Origin of the sequence: Mucilaginibacter agri (genome assembly GCF_009928685.1) — a bacterium.
Classification (GTDB): domain Bacteria; phylum Bacteroidota; class Bacteroidia; order Sphingobacteriales; family Sphingobacteriaceae; genus Mucilaginibacter; species Mucilaginibacter agri.
Genome location: NZ_WWEO01000033.1, coordinates 1 through 21,974, shown reverse-complemented (window position 1 = coordinate 21,974; position 21,974 = coordinate 1). Strand labels below are relative to the sequence as shown.

Genomic DNA, 21,974 nt, shown 5'->3' with positions numbered 1-21,974 from the left:
TCGAGGTATCACATCCTGTGATACCCTTTTTGATTCGCTGCCTTCTATATTCGAACGGATACCTATGCAGTTTTTAGCATTGCATTTAATCCGGATCGGCAGCGGCTGTTAAGCCCGCAAGCCACAACAGAAGGCTTGCCGGACAAAGGCTTGAAATCAAGTTTAGCTAAAGAGATCACTTTGACCACTCCTTGCTGGAGCAATGTACGTTTTCTCAGGTTGCCAGGGTCTTCCACCTTGTCCTCCAACCAGCACCGGTTCCAAATCGGCTGGCCAGTGGTTAAATGTTAAATCCTCCGAATCTAAAAAGGTCATATCCAGTGACGCTAACTCCGGGTAATCTTTGGGTGTAGCCTCTTGGGCAGTCCGGTAATCCGTATCAATGGTACAAAATTCCAGCATGCGGGACGGGATCTGGGTACGGGCAATCTGGGATAGCCGCTCTTCTGTCGGCTTTTCCAGTAACCATTCATAAGCCAGGTCATCAGGCAATATCGTCGGCATCCGTAACTTACTGTTATGGATCTGTTTCATCAGCGCGTTGGCACCGGTAATACCAATAGCCACGGTCATTACGAATTCGCTGGTTTCGGGGTCCAGCCATTCGTTGTATAAACCCGGCATATAAAAATATTCCCGGTCTTTCAAGCCGATTTGGTACGGATACTTGATCGTTTCTTTTAGTTCCTGCCCCTTTTTACCAATTTTTGGAACATGCCGTGATTCTACGATTCCTGTTGATAAAACCAGGCATCGGCGGTTCTTGGCGGCATCGGCCCACATAGAACGCTTACCATCCTCTTTGACAAAAAGGTTCTCCGATTTGAAGTTTAGGGTAGTGTATTTGGCACGAAAAATATTGGCCTCTGATCGCGTTTTCACAAAGCCTGGCACATAGCCCCACTCCGCCTGCACGATTTCGAAATTCTTCCCATCTGCCGATGGGACTAAGATTGCGCAAGGCGCATAATTAAAACCGTTGTGAACGCCGACGTTCAGAAAATTGTAGCGGCGAACCTCTTTTTCCAGATTTTTCAGACGGATAAACTCTGTCCGGGTTACCTTTTGTCCGTTGTAATAGCACATAACTTTGCCTGTTTTCTAATGAATGTCGCAACAAGCCTGCCAACCTCTTCTGCCAGTTCCTGCCGCCCTTCGGGTAAAGAAGTCCAGAATTTCCGGTCTTCCGAATCATGGGCAACGGTGATGACTAAAGGTTTCAAAGTTGGTTGAGAAAATTGAATATGAAACACACGGCCGCTGGGTAAGCGGTGTTCAACAACACCAGCTGCCAGTCCGCGATAATCAATTTCAAATCCCTGGAGTGCTGCCATATTAAAGTTACAAGTTATATTGGCAAACACAAATATACTAATTATATTAGCAACACCTTGAATTAATGACAAAATAACTCGATTATGATCCAGATTCGTTTCATCTAGTGATCGCTACAAGAGCGTCTTCATTCGTTAGATCAGGGGACAATCTTGTAAACCTTTTCGCCCGTATTCAGATAGATATTGCCTGAGCCATCGGTGGTCATTCCGTAGATGGCTTCACCGTAAGGGTTTAACGAGGTGTTAAAAGCGTTGCCATTTTCGATTTTAAACAAGCCACCGTTGCTGGCAACAAGAATGTTATTGGAGACATCCATGGCCATGCCTGCGGTGCCTGGGCCGCCTATGTAGGTATAGTTAGGTATATGAACCGGCACGGTACTTACGTAACCATCTGGCGTAATTCTCCTGAGCAGACCAAGCGAAGCGACATCCAATACATAAAGATTCCCGGTACTGGCATCGCACATCATGCTGTAAATGTCCAGAAAGCCGGCCGCAGTTCCCTGACCGTCTTTGAATCCACTGGTATAACCCGTTCCCACCGGGCTGTTGCTGCCGGCCAAGGTAGTTACCAGACCACTGGCAGCTATTTTACGGATCACCAAGGCATCGGTTACATAAAGGTCGCCAGTTTTAGCGTTACGTACAATGTGGGTTGGTGACCTGAACTTAGCGTTTATGCCTTGCCCGTCAACAATACCGTTGGTACTTCCGGCAAAAACGCTTACCGTACCGGTGGACGTTATCTTAAAAATTTTTGAACTAACTTCAGTAGGGCGGTATAAAGGCATATTGTGATTACCAACGTCAGGTAAAGTAGTGTAATCGTCACCCGAAGCCACATATACGTTTCCTTTGGCATCGGCGACACAATCGCCTAAAATCACGTTGCTATCACCTATCGTGGCCAAAGTACTTATCGTGCCGGCGGGTGTAACTTTAACCAGTTTGTTTTTTACCGTGCCATATATATTGCCGGCGTCGTCCAACGAAATGCTTTTCAGCAGGGTGCTGGGCGATGACGTAAAAGTCGAATGAAGAATGTCTATGTCAGTACCGTAGGCTACTGTTTTACCGTACGATGTTACTACCAGTTTCCCGTTGCTGGCATTTGCGGGTATGGTTATATTTAAAGCAACACCCGCATTAATCTTTCTGTCAACACTGGTATAAATGTTACCGAACACTTGCGCGCCGCCCGTGCTGCCCTCGTAATCTATAACTTTCACAGAATTTACGGTTGCTTTAACGCCATTGATAGTAACAGCATTTTCACTAAGAACAGGACTGAAAAGCGCACCGGTTATCACCAGGCTACTGTTACGCATACCTGCGTTGGCACTGAGTGTCGAAATTGTAGGTTGAAGTTGCTCAACTTTAAACGGATTAGTGTAAACGGTGCTATTACCGTCCATCACAATTGTAAGTTTAGATTCGGTTGCAACAATAGCATCGGGTATAGTTACATCAAAATGAAGCGAGTCGCCTGCAATAGCAGGAGCAGCCACATCATTGAAGAGCACCTTATAGTTTTGGAATTTTTTATTAAAGTTAGTCCCGGCTATCGTCAATGAATATACAGGCTTGCCCAGCTCATTGAAGGCGTAATGCTGTCGAATAGCTGATACAACGGGCTTGCCAATTGAATTGGGTTTATCTTCCAGCGTTTCTGGTGCGCTTTTATCTTTTTTACAGCCCGGTACGGCAGTAACGATCATCAGAAACAAAAATAAGCCGCCAAACAGCGTAAAAATTCTTTTCATATTAGATTATAAAAATAAGCATAAATTGATAATTAAACTCGTTGATTTCCAGCAACCGGGAATTAAATAAATAAACCGGATGCTTCTAAAATGATGATTGCAAGCTTTGATCAGGCGGGCTGGAAAAACTGAAAGGGTGCAGTATAATATCCCGTCTGCTCAGCTTTTTCTAAATGAGTGAAATTCTTTAGAATGCCTTAAAGGCGCCGATTGATCGGAGCCAAACATCCACCGCTTCCAACGAATATTTTTACTCTGTTCAAATAGGCAAAGTGGCTGTTAAACAAAACTTGAAAATGGTTGTATCGCCAGATAGCACAACAGATGTCTTTAGCAATCTCAAAAACCGGCTGGGCGGATAACCATATCGTTTCTTGAAAGCAAAAGATAATTGCGATAGATCTTCAACATACAATACCTTTCATAAAATTGATGATTGATGTTAAATCAGTTTTAGTGGCTGACATCAGTTGGGTTAATACATCTTGACTGAAACAGCCTGGGAGACGGGATTAAATGCCATGACTGTTTTAAGTTCGACCCCGTGCCTTTCACAAACTCTTTCTAAAATTGAAATACATTCTATTGGGCGATTATGCGATGAGGCGAGTTCTACAGTAGGTAGTTCCTCACAATCGGCATCTAAATAATACCAATCTCCGCTAAATCCATTAAATTCTATCATTATGGATTTTACCAGCTGATACTTTTGTTGAGATACTGGCTTAACAGTGTATGTGAGGCTTATTGGCATGTTAATTTGCATATTCTAACATACTAAGTATGTGAATGTTTCTGATGAAAAAAATCTCAATGCTCTTGTATCTGCTTTTTTTAGCATGACTTTGTATGGCAATTTTAATCTAATATCAATGTATGATCGTTTTTACATAAGTTAAAATAGAAATAGATGACCATATGAGATCCCCTCAGTTTCGCTGTATATCCTAACCAATTTAATGTATTAAGATTACACCAGTTGTAGCTTTCGACGTGGTTGAGGGACGATTTGTTGTTAGGCCTGTTTTATAACGTATATCCATTAATTTATTTTACTTTTGAACCCATGGTCTAAGGACCTATTGTGATAAGGTTTAGGTTGAATCCCCCGAGCAGCGAGTGTTAGGGGGATTCTTATATGGCGTAGGACTGATAAAAAAGGATAATTATGTTTAGCTGTCGATCATTTACTTGACCATTTGCAAAATATCTTTGCAGTTATGTTCAATATCTCGTCAAAAGCCTCTCATTCAGACTAGGTTAAAGCCTTTCATGGTAGTGACTTGGCAATGTTAATATTTACATCCTCCTATTTTGTGTGAGCCGACCCTGTTTTAAATCGCGGCAGCGTTGTGTCGAATTTGGTGAGCATTTACTGCGTGATCGTCTGAAAATATAACCTGCTGATCGATGCAGATGGAATACATTTTGCGGAAATGATATTTTCATGGATTCGGTAAAGTATCAATTGCAAATACATTTAAAATTTAGCAATATAGAAAGATGCCTTTACAGCAGTTGACTCAATGATAATGAGCGTCAATTTTTTGGAAAATGGACTGCAAAACTTCTCCCGGCATAGTATCGCCCGAAACCTGTTCCCACTCTTCGTTGTAGGCCACCTCGGCAATGACCTGACCTTTGTAAGCAATCCCAAATTTACTTTCCATAGGAATGATGGTGAAGCTGACTGGCTGGCCGTTAAGGTCAGTTTCCAAAATAATGTTGTTCTCGTCCATAGTATTACTACGCGTCGGATTTCGGTTTGTTTGGGCCAAACTGTAGGATGAGGTCAGGTTTGGTGATGTAGAAAGAATTTACTTATGCTCAAGATGCGCATATCGAGGTTTGAAGGACTCCTGTTGTTGGCTTAGCATTTTCATAGACACTGCAGGCGACATTGTTACACAGGCCTAACCCGACCAACAAAATCGAAAATCTGTTGGTCTGGTAGATTTTCTGGCATTAATAATTTTTAATCACTACCATAGATTTGATACGCCCCAGCGCAATCGTGTCTATCGCGTCGATCTCCAATACTTCTGAAATCTGAAACAGCCTTTCTAACGAGATTTTAGAATAGCCCAACTCCATCTTACTGTAGCAATTTTGAGAAATCTGCAATTTATATGCCATGTAAAATTGAGTTAGACCTTTGTCTTCCCTGCATTTCCTAATGTGGTCTGCAACTGCTTGCCTATTGAACATAACCAATGTGATATAAATGAACATACGCTCTATTTATATCCTCGGTTTTCAGTTTACAATTCCGAAAAAAGTACTAGGACTTTTCACGAAAGAGGGCATCCTTAATGGCACGTTAGTTCAACTTCAACGGCGGTGGTATTCAAAGTTATTGGGAGTTAATAAAGGAGGCATGCCGGAAATCGATTATCAAAATTTATTGTGAATTAATCCCAATCTCTTAAAACCATTCCACGCACAAATTTGGTCAAAACCTGGGTTCGGCAAAGATTTAGTTCCTGATTTTCTAATTTGGCCAATGGATAACACCTATACAGCGGTCGAAATTGAAACCCCTCAGGTCCGCCGCTGGGGAATTGGATATTGTGATCTGTACTATCACGGTTTATACAGACCAGGGTTAGCAACTATGTAAAAATTGGATCGGCTGAAAAGTTCTAGACGATTAGCAGCGCTTTAACTTCCTTCCGGTACGAAGGCAACTTTTTCCGGATTGGCATTCAGCTCAGCGATGACCGCTTTCACGATATCACTCCGCATCTGGGAGGATTGCTTGGGATTAACGATATAAATGAGCAGCACCTCGACCCAATTGTTCTCGTGGATCCGGAAGTTGACAAACGGAAATTCTTTGATCTCGATATCTTCCACCGGTGTCTCGGATATCTGGTCGCGCATATCTTGGACGTGAGCTTTTGTTTCTGCGTCCAGTTGGCCCAGGCACACCTTGCGTACGGTTTTCTCTACCCATTCCAGGTCACTTTTGAACGTGATATAAAAAGACACCTCGTTCCAGACCAACGGAAACTTTTGCCAGGAATAATTATAGACCTGGTTTTGGAAGATCAAACTATTGGGGAACCGGATCAACCGTCCGCTGGGCAGGTCGCTGGTCATCAGACCACCGCGGAATTCCCAAAGCGTCGTATCCAGGAAATTGATCTCCACGACGTCACCATTGAAACTACTGACTTGTATACGGTCCCCTACTTTAAAAGGTCCCCGCAATACGATGTAGAACCAACCGATCAAAGAAGCAATCGGAGTTTGCAAAGCGAATCCGAGCAACAGAGAGATCAGGCCCAGTGATACGGCAGCTGTGTACCAGTTGGCATTTAAAAAAGAAATAAAAATAAAAATGATCACTACGAAAGTAACCAGGCGGGTAAACTGGATCAGGTTGTATAAAAGGCCTTTTTCCAGGGATCCTTTGGCAATCTGGCTCTGCACGAAGCGCGAAACGATCATCAGGCCAAAACTACAGGCCCCGGCAAAGAGGATGTTGTCGATGAGCTGGTGATAGCTGCCGAGGAATCTGAACACATCAAGGCGGATGACAAAGGTCATGGCGATACAGCAGATTGCGCAGATTAAATACCAGCTGATCTTCGTTTTTTTTATATCCTCATTATGCAGTTTTTTGATGGTTTCCCTTTGTTCCGGGGTCGGTTCCTGATCTTTGATTTCCATAAGACGGCGAGGCTGACATTGTAAATATGAGCTAAATACGAAAATGGAGCGGAGCAGGATTTATCCTTAATCGTGGCACCATTCGTGTGGCAATATTATGGCGGTATATTGCCGCCAATAAACCTCCTTTTAAACTTTAATCAAATGGAAAATTTAGCGTTACTGGCTCGCTTTGAGGCTAAACCAGGTAAAGAACAGCAAGTTGCTGACTTCCTTAAAAGCGCTTTGCCTTTGGCGGAAGCTGAGCCCGGAACCATCCGCTGGTATGCACTTCAGATCGGACCTTCGACCTTTGGCATATTCGATACGTTTACCGATGATGCCGGCCGGGACGCTCACCTCGGCGGTGAGATCGCCAAAGCATTAATGGCTAGCGCAGAGGAACTACTCGTTTCTACACCGGTGATCGACAAAGTAAAAATACTGGCCTTTAAGTGATCGCTAATTACAAAAGCCAGCGGTGACCAAAGGCCGTCATTCGACAGCCACCGCCAATATCACAATACCGGATAAGATTAGAAGGGATAATTCCGGTGATCCCGGTAAATTATCAGGTTCAAACAGTAAAGGGTCGTTGTGATCAATGGCCATGATCAACGACCCTTTATTTTAAGGTACAAAGCATTTATTTCAATAAGGTTCTCATATACAATCACCGACCAACAGACAGGCTTGAGTATTTTAGCGATGCTGTTTTAGCGATTGCGGAAACATTCCTCGCTACAGAACTGCCTAAACCAGCTGGCGGAACTGATCTGCTAGCAGCGATCTTTAAGAACTGGCCTCATTATGCTGCATTCGCCGCATCTTTTTTGTTTATATGCGTTGCCTGGTCTAACCATCATAACATGTTCATTTATATCAAACGTACAGATCAGTACCTGCTCATATTGCATATTTTGTTTTTAATGTTTGTTACGCTCCAGTCTTTTAGTACAGGATTATTGGCACGGCATGTTGGCAGACCAGACGAACGAACGGCGGCATTAATTTATCATACGACATTAGTCTTAATGACATTATTTTATAATTGCGTGTGGTGGTATGCGACTAGAAAAAAAGGACTTTTAGAAGAAGACACAGATCCCAGGCTTATCAAATTGCTGACAAAAGAATATGCCATTGCACCTGCGCTACATTTAGCTGCCTTAATTACTGCTATTTGCAATGTGCCTTTAAGTATTATTCCTATTGTGTTGTTATCCATCTATTTTGCGCTACCTCGGTTCAGTGAAAGGAAGATTAAGGAAAAGAATCGGGCGATTAAGCTTAATTAAGTAATTAGATGATCGTAGCCAAGGTTGGGATCGATCAGGACTTTGAAATTCATATATTAACATCATGGGTGCGCTAAAGGAAAAGGCTGTATCCCACTTTGAAGTCCATTTATTAAGTCGAATAGAAGGAAAAAGCCTGTATCGTAACTTACAGGCTTTCCCATTTTATAAACCGCTGATTTTTATCGTTATGCAGTTAGCGCCTCTCGTTCTTCTGCCTGTGGTTTTGTGGCGCCTTGCTTACCCGGTTTTAAGATCACCTTGGTCCAGCCTTTGTCGCGTGCATCAAAATGCTTGTAACCATCCGGTGCATCATCCAACGAAAGTTCATGAGAAATAATGACCGATGGTTTGGCTTTACCTGAAGAGATCAAACCGCACAGCTGACGATTATAAGCCTTAACGTTAGCCTGGCCAGTGGCAATGCTTTGTCCCTTCAACCAAAAATTACCAAAGTCAAAATCCATATGGCCTTTTTTTGCCAGAGGATCTTCTGCCTTTGGGTCTGGAGCAACAAAGACCCCGACCACGCCAATGGATCCTGTGAACTTAACGGCTTGCACAAGTTCGTTCATGATTATATTGTTATGTTCATGCCCGTGCTTGTCACAACACTGATAACCTACGCATTCGCAGCCTCGGTCAGCGCCAACACCATCGGTCAATTCAAGGACCTGGTCAACTGCTGGCGCTTTTGAAAAGTCGATCGGTATGCCACCCAACTCTTCGGCTAGTTTTAATCTGTCCGGATGATCATCTACCACCATTATTTTGTTCGCACCTTTTATGCCCGCTGAGATGGTTGCCATTAAACCCACCGGTCCGGCTCCATATATAACCACGTTATCGCCAGGCTTAACGCCCGCCAACTGGGTGGCATGAAAACCGGTAGGGAAAATATCAGATAGCAATACATAATCATTTTCCTTCTCTTGGGCATCTTCAGGCAGTTTTAAACAGTTGAAGTCGCCATATGGCACCCGCAGGTATTCAGCCTGCCCTCCGTCATATGGGCCCATTCCGGCAAACCCATAAGCAGCACCTGCAAAGCCAGGGTTCATCGTCAGACAAAAGGCAGTGAGCCCATTTTCGCAATTCTTACAATGACCACACCCGATATTAAATGGCATGCACACCATATCACCGACTTTGATGTTAACTACCGCATTACCGACTTCTATGACCTCGCCAAGATTTTCATGCCCGAAGATGCGTCCTTCTTCCATGTCGGTTCGCCCTTCGTACATATGCAGATCAGAACCACAGATATTGGTCGTTGTGATCCTGACCAGTACGTCAGTGGGTTGTTCAATTTTTGGATCGGGCACCTCTGATACTCTTACGTCTTTGGCTCCATAATAAACTAATGCTTTCATAAAACTTTCGATTAAGTGAATAATTTTGTTCAGAAAGCCAAAATGGCTCAAAGGCTATTCCTATAAAGCCACTAAAAGATTAAATACAACAATCCTACAGAAGTTTACTTAATTTAACCATAGGTTAAAGTAGTTTTTTTAAATCATTTAATTTGTACAGCAGTGGCATGATTAGTGTGCCCATTAAAGATTGATCAGGATTCGCTATCTGATGACTGAAAGTGTATGTGTTTCCTTAAAAAAAAACTGACAATAATCGTACTAAGATTGTGGAGTGAAGTTTCGTTGCGATAATTTGGATCCCCCGTCTGATTTAGGCATTTGAAAAGATATGATATGATCTTGAAAGACCAGTGAGGGCGTAAATTTCAATCCAGTGCTATAGTAAAAGCTGGCACATGATGAAATAGAGACCTGGTGAACAGGCAAGATTTCAATAAAAACTGCTTAAAACAACCTTTAGAAATATCCTGGGCGAATTTATAAAATGCCCACTATATCCTTTATAAGCTTGATGCAATGCTGCCCAGATCCGCCAGTTGATAAAAGAAGGTAAGATTGCTTATTTTTCATTCCGCTGGGTAATAGAGAAGTTAACGGTCACTGATGACGTAGCGGTAACCATGGGTTAGGAAGAGAACCAGCCAGAGAAAGCAACAGATAATTCGGAAGGACGGTTACCCGCCGCCACACTAACGTTTGGCTAAAAGGAAAAAGCGGGTGGCGGATCATCGCACGGCACGCCACTGTTGTTAATGTGAAGGAGCGCAATTTCAATTAAAGAATATGTGTCAACACAATACTTAATTATATCAACAAAAAAAAGCACTGCATAATGCCGTTATAGCACTTATTGTACAGCTACTGGGTAGTTGTAAAAAAGATCAAATTATGCAGATAAGTATCCGGCCGGCAGCTAAGTAACTTTTCGGAGTGGATATAAACGACTAAATCTGTTAAACCATAACTACCTATCTTTCATTTTCCAACCAAGCCGGGCTCGAACCGTTTCTCGTAGATATTTATAATATTTTCAATTATTTAACTGTACTGGCAAACGAAAGCTCTCAATAACAAAAAAATGCCATCTAAATTTAATTGATGGCATTTGCTCCCCACGTTGTGCGTTTTGACCAAAATTTCATCGATCAATTACGCGTTTTAAACAAACTGGGGCAGAAATCAAAACCATAGTGGTGAAATATTCGAACCACAATAAAATAGATATCTTAACTGCTCTTTTTTAGATCGCTTGAAGATACGGGTACTTATTGAAAAACAGGTCGATTCTACCGACTAAAAGTGGGATTAATAAGAAGCAATTTTTCGAAATGTCCGCACACGAAGATCACTGGCAAAGCAGGTGATCTTCGTGTAATTTTGGTGTATATACGAAAGGCCGCGCAAGGTATTTTCTTTTCAGCCAGGAACGTCGCAGACCAAAGCCGGAGACTTGTAAATGCTCGATCGGTTATTCGCCAATACGGTTCTAAAGTAGCTAACTCAATAACCACGAAAATCAATAATGCTGGCACCTGTTCCGACCTGTTTAATCACATTCCAATAATCTGCTGATTTAGCTTTGTCGGATCGTTGTCCTACCGCGCATAAAAGATTAATAGGTTGACTATCTCATAACTGTTTACAACTTGATGAACGCCATCCCGCTGCATGTTGAATAATATTTTAGATTGCTTAGCACGCTGTCCCGTCCCGGCTGCTTGATAAGGACGGTAGGTTCATCAAAGGTCAGATCGACTTTATTGGATGCGCCGTCTGCCTCGCCCACAAGTTCGAACTCGAACTGAGTTCCCGCCAGGAAGCGGGAATGCCCAAAGCTCTTATAACATGCTAAAAAACTATATTTATACCACTAAAATCAAATCAATTGACAAAAGAAGAATTTTTAAGAATTTTAATTGAGAACAAAGGAAGTTCGGAGTTACATGCGACTGCCATTTTCCCAATGGATGACAGCTTTGAAACGAAAATGCCTCTGATTAATATTTTAAGTCTTGATGAGAGTAAAATCAGTGAACAAGGAAAGTTAGTGTTGGAATTATTGGAAAACGATGTTGACGATAATTATCACAAAGATTTTATAAGATTTAAATGGAAATTATGGGCACTAACGATCATACAGGATCTTTTTCCCGGAACAATCTATAGCGATTTTTCGCATGATACCTACAACGCACGTTTTTATTTTTACTATGAAAGCTTACACCTGATCAGGGAATTCTTTTATGTAGGGTTGAATAATTTCTTAAAGGCTGCTGATCATTTGTTACGAACGATCCTGGAGTTTAATATCAGGCAATGTTACTTTAATCAAAAATGTGATGATACAAGTTCCTACAAATCGGTTTCAGACTATTTGGAAAAAGGATATTGTCCATCTAATCAATCAATGCTCAATTCATTCTTACCCAATAATACAACAGGTAAGGCGACGAAGGTGAATATTCAGCAATTGATAAAAAAATTATCTAACTCTTCCTCACACGCCTTTGACCCAGATGATTCAAGCCGGTATCATGGGAAACTACATTTTGAATATACTCCGGATTCATTGGTATTTTGGATGAAAATGGATTATGTACTAACACCGATTCTGTGGTCTTATTATTTGATGTATCCGATGGCTTTTCAGCCCAAAGATATTTTGAAAAAGTTTGGGTTTAATTATCCAACAGGTGCATTCATATCCAAGGAGCATTTTCACATTTTTAAAAATTCTTTACAACCGGACGATTATCAAATATTTCAGCAACACAGTAACGCTCAGCAGATAGTAGCCGATCTTGAAGCATTTTATGAATCACAGGAAACCTTAAGTGACGAACAGATTAAAGCTACTTGGTCAGTTGATGACGGTGAACTTCCTGAAAAGCTTAATTGGGGATTTATGCACACCGTTGCCAGACTGAGAGCAATAAAAGAAATATTAGCAAATCACTGTACCTTAACAACACGCGACGATGAGGAAATGCCTGACGATTTTCTTGAAAAGCATTCAAGCCTGGTATTTTGGCAAAAGAATTATACTAAAATAAAAAGTTAACACATGCCTGTTTATAATATGGAAATTACATTCGTCCTGCGCAGATAGATTGCGTAATAAGCGAATATCTTAGCGCTTTGTAAACTAATACTATGCTAAAATTTAATGAACGCTGGCGATTTGACAGTCCGGGAGAAATTCCGCGAGGAGTTGATGAGCAATTTTTCCAAATCATCAATAAGCTGGCAAAAGATGAGCAGTTGGTATTTGAGAAGTTTAAACGAGCCTTTGCTTCGGCGTCTGGACAATCGACGTCTACTAGCTCTAGTTCAAGCTGGGCATCCTCTGACCTGATGGGCTACATGGACGAAGCAAGCAACAACGCGCCATTATATATAGAAGCCTTCTATGACGGCTGGTCCAGCCTTGGGAGCGATCGTCCAGGTGTAAACATCGAAGTGATCAACAAGATCTTGGCCAAAGCGAACTCCCGTTATCAAATTAAGGACGGAGAGCTGATCTTTGACGGTCCTGAGTTAATCCCTTCACCTGATATTCCAAAGACCTTATTGGAGGAGGCAAGAAACACCATTGATGCATCTTTGACGGAAGCGGAAAGGTTATTCCAGGAAGGCCGCTATCGTCCCGCTGTTCTGGAAACTTTATGGTTACTCGAAACTATCGTAACCGTATTCGACAAAATGGAGGTCGAAGGTCATAAAATTGAAGGAAAATATTTCAATAAGATCATTGAAAAACTTGCGGAAAAAACGAGTCAGGCTACTTTGAAACAGGTCATCGATTGGGTGCGAAAATTACATGGCTATCTATCTGCTCCCGCAGGTGGAGGTATCAGACATGGCACTCATTTAGCGGAAGGCGTAGCAGTTACCCCCAATGAGGCCAGGCTTTATTACAACCTCTCAAAGTCCTACATTACTTACTTTCTCGGGGAATATGAAGCTTTAAAAAACACTTCAAACGAAGATGACCTTCCTTTTTGAAAGATTGATCGTTGCATATGTCATTAAGGTACTTAGATAGATATGAAGATTTTTGAGAGTGAAGCCCGCATGCAACATTGGCTCAGCAACAGATTTGCTAAAGGGGAGAGTTTATCGGAAATGATCACCAATTTCGATGCGTTCAAAGAAAACGCTTGCAAAAAAACCGGCCACATGATTACAGATAAATTGAACGATACTTATTTGTACTGCCTAGAGTCCTTTGTAATAAATGAAGTAATCACGGAAAACCAGGACATCTCCCTTGATCCAAAAGACAGGTTGTGCCCTGACTTTTTGGTTTACGCCCCGGAAACGCAAAGCGTTATTATCATTGAGTTAAAAAACATTCATGGGCCCACTCGCCAGGCAGGTACAGAAATCGGCGCTTACGCCGCTGAAGTACGAACATATCTGCCTTTTATAGCTGAGGGCGATGTCATTAACGTAATCATATCGAATGAGTGGCCAACGTTATTGCGGCATTATGCTTTCAATGAGATATTTTGGTTGCAAAAGAAACTGATCTGTTTAGAGCCGGTGCAAACCGACGATGGTGTGCAACTTCGCATAGTCGATTTAAACGCATCTTTTCATACCAGCATTCAGCCTTCCATCAGTTCGCGGCAATTAGGCGGGTATCAGCTTTGTCTTTATGATGACGAATTATACAAAGGTGGCGATTATTACCGGACAGCTGCTTATGAGACGCAAATGAGGATAGCATTACAGGCGATGGCTAACCGGGGTAATGCTTTAGGATCACATGGCTTTGCTTTCTTGTGGCGGCATTGTTTTCGGGTTGGACTCGCTCCTTATAATATTACCATCATCAATATAGCGCCATTCCAGTCATTGGTGAACTTGTTTAAAGACAAGGACTTTAAGCCAAATGAGGCGACTGTTCAATTTATCGATGTTTTACGTGAACATGATCCTGAGGGCCACGGGTACGCGCTGGAAGACATCAAAAATTATGGGCAAAAATTCATCGAAGATTTTTGCAGTCCACAGACGGAAGGTTTTGATCGTTGGGAAAATTTGAAGCCTGCTATATTTGATCAAACAGATGCGCTTGCATTTGTCGGCTGGGGTATTTTTGGAGAATTGTTCTTTGATCGGTTGGCGGTAGAGTTTAAAAATGGCATATATGATTGTGACAGCACCAATCCGCTTTTAGCCATTAGTTTACTTAACGAAATAATTATAGAAGATCACGCAAGACTTGATTTTAGCGCTTTCGAAGATGATGAAATCGATGACGACGAACTTTTTTAACGGAGGGCAACAATTAAACAGCAGCGGCAATTGCAATTTGATTCAGTACCGGTGTAACAATGTCAATATTAACATCCGGTGTTTCAACAGTAACTACTAAACTATAGCGTACAATCGTATTTTCTTTGTGTAGTTTTTTGCGCGAGCGATACCAACCTGGCTTAGGAAAAACGGCAATCTTGTTGCGGACAGACATATCAGCACCAGACATTGTAATAAAATCTTTTTTGACAGAACCACGGTATCTAACCCTCTTGATAGACCAGGTTTCGTCAGTATTATCTACCCGATCATCGTCCAGTTCTGCTGCTGCTGATATACGTCGTTTGAACTGATCTAAATCTTCCCGCTCTTTGATGACAGCAAACTCTAACGCATGAGAATGGTAATGAAAGTTGTTTACGTAACGTTTGTTTTTACTGCCAGGGTTCGGTTCTATAAAATAAGAGAGCGTTATTTTAAGCGTAACATCTGTCGCAAATAACTCGCCAGCCAGGATATCAGCAGGCCAAGGCAATTCAAACAAATGATATTCTTTACTTTTCCCGGTACTTCCATCCAGATAATAGGGCTGTATCTCCCGTTCGGCTATTAGTGTTAAACTGTTGTTTGCGCTATATAACGCATTTTCCAATATTGGGACGCCGTAGCCAACTGTTCTGAGCAACACTTTTCGCTCATTTTCGTTAAGGCTGGAAAAAGGCCTGTTATTAAGCATCGTATTCGTCCATTCGGCGGAATGGATCATTAATGCTCTGATCGTTTCCGGCCAAAATTCCGGATACGCAGTTCTCAGCTCAGCTGCCATCTTCGCGGCAAGTGCAGCAGCTCCGCTGGTATCTCCGAACGGCAGGAACGTAAATTGAGGATAGTCACCATCCGTTGTCACCATTTTAAGTGCGTGATGATCGGAAACAGAAAACCCATCTGTGCTCGCATTACCACCCTCCATTACAATATCAGGCTTTAAAGGCCATTGATGCTCCCAGGTAGTTGACGTCGTATTACTTGGTGCCATGTCACCGTTTGGTGCAAGGTGAATATAGCCTGTAGCCGCATCGATCCGGTCCTTTCTTGTATAACTGCCCACCGTGATCACATTATAAGCCTGAGCCGGGTCATGAATAGATTCCAACAAATTCACCGTAGGATAATCGTCATGATTGATCATTACCGCATTGCCGCCGCTTGCGATAATTAATTGCGGCGCGATTGGGTCGAGAGCGGAACCAAAAGCTATTTTATCGATCGCTGCTGACCAAGCGGAAGGACGGCCCCGGAATGACAGATTTTTATCTGTTATTGTCAGACAAAAAACCCTGGGGTTATGAGGCCGGTCAACCAAAGGTGAACTGGCGGCAAATTCTGTGATAGCACCATAAAGCTCCGGGTCGTTAGGGTCACCGGAATGTATTATTTTAAAAGACTCCAGCCCATGTAAAATTCTTATAGTTGATGGGTCGGCTAAGGCATCAACCAGATCACCATACAACGCTAAACCCGCAACCCCGGTGCCGTGCCCACCATTCGGCCAATTGTCCCCGGTTCCCCATGAATCGGGTTTATAAGAGTACAGTCGTTCGTCCGGTAAAAAACTACCGATGAGTGGATGGTTATTATTTACACCGCTGTCCAATAAACATACCAATACAGAATTTTCATCTACATGGTTTTCCGTTCGGTTGGTCAAATCATTTACCCAATCTAAGTCGTCCTGAAAATCAGCATCTCTATGACAAATAAAGTCGGCTGTTTCCTGAGGTTTCCTCAATTCGGAGAGATTGTCCAATAACAATATTGACTGCGCCAATTGTTGCGCGGTCCCTTTGATCAGCCTTACGCGATGTTCCGCAAACAATAGTTCAGACTCACCGATTTGAACGCCAGCGACGCGCAGGTTTTCTAATACCCGCCGCATACGGAAATCGTCATTCGCTGTTTTTCTAAACCAGGCCTCCCACCACACATCTTCATTTTCGTCGGGAAATGGATACTCTGGTTCATCCGTCCAAAATGACTTGAGCGTCGCCGTTTGGATATCTTCTATATTACTAAATAGCTTATAATACCTCGGATGCCCGGTATCTTGGCCGCGATATTGACCGTTTCTGTTAATATAATCGGTAACCTTTGTAATAAACGTACCAATCCCTCCCTGGGTCAACATCATTGTCACGTGATAGCGAAATCTTGGATTCTCTTCTACATCTTCCCGCTCTTCTCTGATATTCAGGATCTGAAAATCGGGATCGTCGCGGTCCTGCTCTAATGCGCCGAAATCCATAAAGTAGCCCCATTGAGATGTAAACTCGACATAGATCACATTGTCCCTTAAAATATCAGCAGCCAGTTCCACATCTGCGGGAATATCGAATTGTTGCCTTATGGCGTTTAACTGATTTAAAATGCGGTTGCCGTGTTGATTGCGGTTTCTTTGGGCGAGCGGCATCGCCGGAGGGAAGGCGTTTCTTGGATATTGGTAGTCAAGCCTTGCGGCATATCCAACTAATTTAATATGTTTCCTTGGATTTTGCCGGGCCATTTAGATGTGTTTTTTAGCTAATGCCCGCTCTAAATCCGATAAGTTGACTTTTAATGACCCTGTCAGGATCATTTCTTTAATTGCGTCCTCGCAAGCTTTAATAATATCCGAATAATTAAGACCATCAGCTTGCTTAGCAAGACTTTTGAAATTCACCTTTTGAGCAAAAGAATAACCTTGCGTCGCTTTTTTTAAGGCTAAAACAATCTGTTCAGCATTGGGCAATGGATAGTTTACTACGTCGTCAAATCTCCTGAATAACGCCTTGTCGAGGCTTTCAGGTAAATTGGTTGCAGCTATGATAATACTGTTGCTTTGGTCTTTTTCTATATTGATCAAAAAACTATTTAAAACCCGTTTGATTTCACCGACATCCTGTCCTTTATCGCGCTGGGATCCGATCGAGTCGAATTCATCGAAGAGATAAACCGCACGATGGTCTTCCATTGCGTCGAATATCATCCGCAGTTTAACAATGGATTCGCCCATATATTTAGACATCAACCCATCCAAACGGATGATATAAACAGAGAGGCCCAATTCACCGGCAATTGCTTGCGCAGTCATTGTTTTTCCTGTTCCCGGCATCCCGGTTAGCAGTAATTTTCGCTTAGGCGATAAATTATGTTTTCGAAGCACTTCCCATTTCTGCTGTTCATTGATCAGCTTGTCCAGGGACTCTTTTACAACAGGTGACAAGACCATGTCTTTTAAATTGATACGCGGCTTAAATACCTCGATCAATTCTTTCAATTCCCGTTTAGGTCCGGATAATGAAACTGTTTTTGGAGTTTCCAGAAAAGCCACCGACTTTTCTTTACGGGCGCGCTCGATCAGGTCTTTAAGTTCCTGTGCGACATTCGCATGTCCTTGACGAGCCTCAGAGGCAGCAATCTGCATGGCAGTCGTGAAGAAACGATGTTCGTCATCTTCTGCGTAAGATTTTATCAGGCTTTTTATTTGATCTGCTGCGGCCATTCTGCAAAAATACGCTTTTATGCTGGTGATTAGGTTTTATAACGTTATAAGACAGCCTAAAATATAAAATATCACGATATTAATAAAAAATAAATCGCAATTAAAATACGGTGATACTCATCCATTATTAATCGTCCGATTAAAGGTAAGCAACCGGCGCCAATTGAACTTGTCTAATTATCAACATATTAACTTTCGCTCTGCGAAGGGGGTATTTTATCTACTACAGCAAATTTTAAAGTTTCGCAATTTCAGTTAGCAAACATCATATCTAAGCTATCTTTACATCAACCCATATGAATATCCAAACCGAAGACCAAGCAACTACACTCGCCAATCGGCTCAAAGAACTGATCCGCCGTTTTGAACACCGCAGCTTCACCGCGCACATCGGCCACATGGGCAATGCACATATCCGGCAGGGCAGTGAGCAGGTTAAACTCCATTCCCCCGTCCGGCAGATCATGTACCTGATGAGTCTATACCATGCCACCGCTCTTGGGGGCAAAGAAAGATATACAGCGACCAGCAAAGAGCACAGCGAGATCATTCGGTTATTAAATGAAATAGAAGAAGGCTATGGCTACGAGGCCGCCGTTTCCGGACGGAGCGACCTGACACAGGTTGATTACGACCGGCTGATCGTCACCAAAGGCACTTTTTTGAACTATTACCTGAATGCCCCGCTAAGCTATTATGAACAGGATGTGGAACGAATCCAACGCACGTTTGAACATTTTGAGCCGTACATTACCGAGCAAACAGGCCTGCAAATCAAGGATTACCTCGATTTCTTCACCCTCATGAGTAACCTGGAAAGCGCAAGGGTAAGCCAATATATCAACCATAACTATGACAATGATCCCATACTTAAATCTATTCGTGCCGGCAGTGATCCGAAAGACCTAAGCATCGATCAGAAGATTCAGCTGATGGAGCTTGCAGAAAAAGCGGTTTACGATATGGGCATCCCGCTCAGCGATATCTACCAAGCCATCGGCGAAGAAAAAGCAAAACAGCTGCTTGCTTTTTTCACGCTTCTGCGCGAGGAAGCACCGGAATATCTTTACTACACCGACCCCTGCGCCTATCTGCGCAAGCCAGTGATCATGATGGATGGTCATCACGTCCTGATGGTCTATTCCAAACAACTAATCAATGCCATTTACGAGTTCCTTTACGCGCTTTGCTCCGAACCTGATACGCCCGGCCGTAAAGTGTCAGAACGAAGAGACGAGTATCTGGAACATAAAACCGCCGATGTTTTCCGCGACTTTTTCGGCCCTGCTGCAACCATCTACACTTCTTATAAGATTAATACCAGCGAAAAAGAGGGCAATGAGAAAGACCTGCTGGTGCTTCACGGAAGCAACGCTTATATCATCGAATGTAAAGCGCATAAATACCGGGAACCCATGCGGGACGAGTCAAAAGCCTATGAAAGGATCAAAGACGATTTCCGGAAATCCATAGGCAAGGGCTACAGTCAGGCTAAAGAAGTGGAGGACCTGCTCATCGGGGATCAGTCATTCCAACTGTATAACAAAAACAAACAGGTAATTGCCACACTCCACCCTGAAGATTACGACGAAGTGTTTACAATCGCCGTCACCCAAGAACGCTTCGGGCAGATTCAGTGCGACCTTGGTTACCTGCTTGATATCGGCGAAGACAGCAACTACCCCTGGTCTGTGGCCATCAATGACCTCGAAACATTCCTCATCACCTTAAAAAGAAAAGCCCGGTATGCCGAAGAATTTGAGACCTTTTTACTCGCCAGGGAACGACTGCAAGGCCGGGTCATGTGTTACGATGAACTCGAACTTTGCGCGTATTTCCTCTTCGACCGGGAAAACTTTGTCAAAAACTGTAACCGTTCCGAACTACTTTTCTCCAGCCCGGATATGAACAAGTTCTTTGACCTCCTGTATAACGTCGGGTTCGGCTTTAGGGACGAAATCAACCTCGCTGAAAAACTGAAACGGCGGGACTTTCACGCAGCTTCAGTCATCAAATACCACAAGCTGAAACCAGCGGAACGGGTCATCGAATTTCAAAAACAGCGAAGTACTGGCAAATAGCTTGTATTTTCGTGAAATGCAACAATAAGGAACCGCTATGAAGTACTAAAATATCAGGCATCTGATTATATAACTCATGCATAAGCTTACCAAGATGGTTTGATGAAGGATAACTGAACATTGTCAATTAATTTAATGAGCCAACTAATTTTATACTGGTGCAAACCGCGCCGCGTTTTCGTTTGCAATGCAAAACGGTAGAGAAATCTTTAATCGATTATCCGTTGGATATTTTCACCCGAGTATCCGTAGGTCGTTTATCTAAAGTTTAAGTAATTCGTTTTAATTACTCCTCATCGCCGTTCGCGATCAACTTGATTTTGTGTTCAAAAAATTAAAATGTTCATGATTCATGAACAAGCCAACTATATGAACATTCATATTTTATAATTATCAAAGAAAAGGCTATGCCAAAAGGTTTAATATGCCCTTCGATGAGAACTGATAGCGCTGTTCTGACACCAGTCGCTTGAATTATTAGCCGAAACACTAAATAAATATTTCGTAATGCCTGCCTAAATGACATTTTCTTTTCAGACAGGAAAAAGAAGTATAAGCCTGTTCAAAATAGGCTTAGTTGCACCATACCTAATTGAGCTTTTTCTATATCGCGAAGCGTTGCCAATATGATAGGCTGTTTGTCATTAGTGGTGTCGGTGCTGCCGATCTTTTTCGTCATCATGGCTTTTAACTCATTGAGTGCAAAACTAAGCGCATCTTCACGACTTTTAAATTGTTTGCCGTAGACAGATAAGCAATAACCACCGCCCGCTGTTCCGAAGCTGTAATGGAGGGCGTAGGTCCATAAGCCATTGCGGCCATGGCCGAGATCGATTTGGCTGTAATTACCGTAACGGCTGGTATCGCCAAATCTCAACTCTTCTTTATCCAAAAATACCGGGCGTGTGAACCAGCCGTACTTGTCAAAGCTGATTTCGGTAAATCCGAATTCGAGCCCTTTGCGGTATGCATGCACATTCATGGTGATAACCCGGAATGAATCGCCAAAGCCGGAGAACCAGTCGAGCTCTTTTTGATTGTTAGTTTCGATAGCGGTTAACATTTCTCTAAATATGCCGGCTTCGTAGGGCATTAAATGGTTCTCGGCGATGTAATCGGTGATTTGAGTTTTTGATCCGAGGTTTAATTCAAGGGTTTGCATAACATTACATTTTAATTTTTTAATGCAAGGGTGATCAAAGCCGGATGCGGGGTTGTCAAGGGCCCGGCCGGTGCGGGGTTTATGAACCCTTGACGGCCCCGCAGCGGGCTTTACCTTTGCGGTTAAAAAATTGAAATGGTGTGAAACCTGTTGCGAACGGTGCAATTAACAACCGTACGATTGCGGCTAATAGCAAGTGCCTGGCTGCTGGGTGCGCGGGAAACTAAATGGAGTTGGAACGCAGCAGCGCGGAGCTGGAAACGGAATGAAATTTAGCCTGCGGCCCGGCGCACCCAGCGGGCTGGCTCTTGCGGTGCGGCCTGACGGTTTGGTGAACGGAAGTGAACCTGACCGGCGGCATGGCCGAAGCAGCGATTGCAGCGGCATGTGTGACTTGTTGTCCGTGAGTAAAGTAAGCGGACATTACAAAAATGTTCTTTGTAATAACTGATTATCTGGTGAATGGGAACACCATTCCATCTATTTGAACAGAT

At 42.8% G+C, this 21,974-nt stretch carries 17 protein-coding genes; 6 read left to right on the top strand and 11 right to left on the bottom strand.

Translation table 11 applies throughout. The features are described 5' to 3' along the window. Nucleotides 1-162 precede the first annotated feature (162 nt). From GSY63_RS01350 to GSY63_RS01325, 7 genes are all read right to left on the bottom strand, one after another. Nucleotides 163-1,086, bottom strand: coding sequence for an SOS response-associated peptidase (locus GSY63_RS01350; protein WP_166584020.1), 924 nt, complete (start codon nt 1,084-1,086; stop codon nt 163-165). After that, the gene (locus tag GSY63_RS01345; protein ID WP_166584019.1) at nt 1,059-1,334 is read right to left on the bottom strand and encodes a hypothetical protein; all 276 of its coding nucleotides are present in this window, start codon (nt 1,332-1,334) and stop codon (nt 1,059-1,061) included. The genes GSY63_RS01350 and GSY63_RS01345 overlap by 28 nt, the downstream gene beginning before the upstream one ends. A 140-nt stretch (nt 1,335-1,474) precedes the next feature. Next, nucleotides 1,475-3,103, bottom strand: coding sequence for an NHL repeat-containing protein (locus GSY63_RS01340; protein WP_166584018.1), 1,629 nt, complete (start codon nt 3,101-3,103; stop codon nt 1,475-1,477). 475 nt (nt 3,104-3,578) lie between these two features. Further along, a complete protein-coding gene (locus GSY63_RS24650) occupies nt 3,579-3,857 on the bottom strand; it encodes a hypothetical protein (RefSeq protein WP_208094415.1) in 279 nt (92 codons plus the stop codon). Nucleotides 3,858-4,626: 769 nt separating this feature from the next. Next, entirely contained in the window at nt 4,627-4,842 is a 216-nt protein-coding gene (locus GSY63_RS01335; protein WP_166584017.1) for a hypothetical protein, read from the bottom strand. 226 nt (nt 4,843-5,068) lie between these two features. Further along, nucleotides 5,069-5,311: a helix-turn-helix domain-containing protein gene (locus GSY63_RS24755; protein ID WP_262887322.1), complete on the bottom strand. Its 243-nt coding sequence runs from the start codon at nt 5,309-5,311 to the stop codon at nt 5,069-5,071. Nucleotides 5,312-5,764: 453 nt separating this feature from the next. Next, nucleotides 5,765-6,778 (bottom strand): mechanosensitive ion channel domain-containing protein, encoded by a 1,014-nt coding sequence (locus GSY63_RS01325; protein WP_166584015.1) that lies wholly within the window; start codon nt 6,776-6,778, stop codon nt 5,765-5,767. 72 nt (nt 6,779-6,850) lie between these two features. Here GSY63_RS01325 and GSY63_RS01320 point away from each other — a divergent pair, with 72 nt between their 5' ends. Together GSY63_RS01320 and GSY63_RS01315 are read left to right on the top strand one after the other, a co-directional pair. Further along, the gene (locus GSY63_RS01320; RefSeq protein ID WP_317168526.1) at nt 6,851-7,216 is read left to right on the top strand and encodes an antibiotic biosynthesis monooxygenase; all 366 of its coding nucleotides are present in this window, start codon (nt 6,851-6,853) and stop codon (nt 7,214-7,216) included. Between the two features lie 185 nt (nt 7,217-7,401). Beyond that, a complete protein-coding gene (locus tag GSY63_RS01315) occupies nt 7,402-8,055 on the top strand; it encodes a TMEM175 family protein (RefSeq protein WP_166584062.1) in 654 nt (217 codons plus the stop codon). Nucleotides 8,056-8,243: 188 nt separating this feature from the next. On the opposite strand, the gene GSY63_RS01310 is transcribed toward GSY63_RS01315, so the two are convergent. Then, on the bottom strand, nt 8,244-9,431 hold the full coding sequence (locus GSY63_RS01310; RefSeq protein WP_166584014.1) for a glutathione-independent formaldehyde dehydrogenase: 1,188 nt from the start codon (nt 9,429-9,431) through the stop codon (nt 8,244-8,246). 1,888 nt (nt 9,432-11,319) lie between these two features. Here GSY63_RS01310 and GSY63_RS01305 point away from each other — a divergent pair. The 3 genes from GSY63_RS01305 to GSY63_RS01295 all read left to right on the top strand — a co-directional run bounded on the left by GSY63_RS01305 (nt 11,320) and on the right by GSY63_RS01295 (nt 14,717). After that, on the top strand, nt 11,320-12,495 hold the full coding sequence (locus GSY63_RS01305) for a hypothetical protein (RefSeq protein ID WP_166584013.1): 1,176 nt from the start codon (nt 11,320-11,322) through the stop codon (nt 12,493-12,495). A gap of 92 nt (nt 12,496-12,587) precedes the next feature. Further along, complete coding sequence (locus tag GSY63_RS01300) at nt 12,588-13,439, top strand: hypothetical protein (RefSeq protein WP_166584012.1); 852 nt, start codon at nt 12,588-12,590, stop codon at nt 13,437-13,439. Between the two features lie 42 nt (nt 13,440-13,481). Beyond that, nucleotides 13,482-14,717: a hypothetical protein gene (locus GSY63_RS01295; RefSeq protein ID WP_166584011.1), complete on the top strand. Its 1,236-nt coding sequence runs from the start codon at nt 13,482-13,484 to the stop codon at nt 14,715-14,717. A gap of 13 nt (nt 14,718-14,730) precedes the next feature. On the opposite strand, the gene GSY63_RS01290 is transcribed toward GSY63_RS01295, so the two are convergent. Together GSY63_RS01290 and GSY63_RS01285 are read right to left on the bottom strand one after the other, a co-directional pair. Beyond that, nucleotides 14,731-17,259, bottom strand: coding sequence for a S8 family peptidase (locus tag GSY63_RS01290; protein ID WP_166584010.1), 2,529 nt, complete (start codon nt 17,257-17,259; stop codon nt 14,731-14,733). Then, a complete protein-coding gene (locus GSY63_RS01285) occupies nt 17,260-18,237 on the bottom strand; it encodes an AAA family ATPase (RefSeq protein WP_166584009.1) in 978 nt (325 codons plus the stop codon). 296 nt (nt 18,238-18,533) lie between these two features. Between GSY63_RS01285 and GSY63_RS01280 the strand changes: the two genes are divergently transcribed. Beyond that, nucleotides 18,534-20,318 (top strand): NERD domain-containing protein, encoded by a 1,785-nt coding sequence (locus tag GSY63_RS01280; protein WP_166584008.1) that lies wholly within the window; start codon nt 18,534-18,536, stop codon nt 20,316-20,318. A gap of 562 nt (nt 20,319-20,880) precedes the next feature. Here the strand turns inward: GSY63_RS01280 and GSY63_RS01275 are convergent. Beyond that, nucleotides 20,881-21,480 carry a hypothetical protein gene (locus GSY63_RS01275; protein WP_166584007.1) on the bottom strand — a complete coding sequence of 200 codons (600 nt, stop codon included), beginning with the start codon at nt 21,478-21,480 and terminating at the stop codon, nt 20,881-20,883. Between the last annotated feature and the right edge of the window lie 494 nt (nt 21,481-21,974).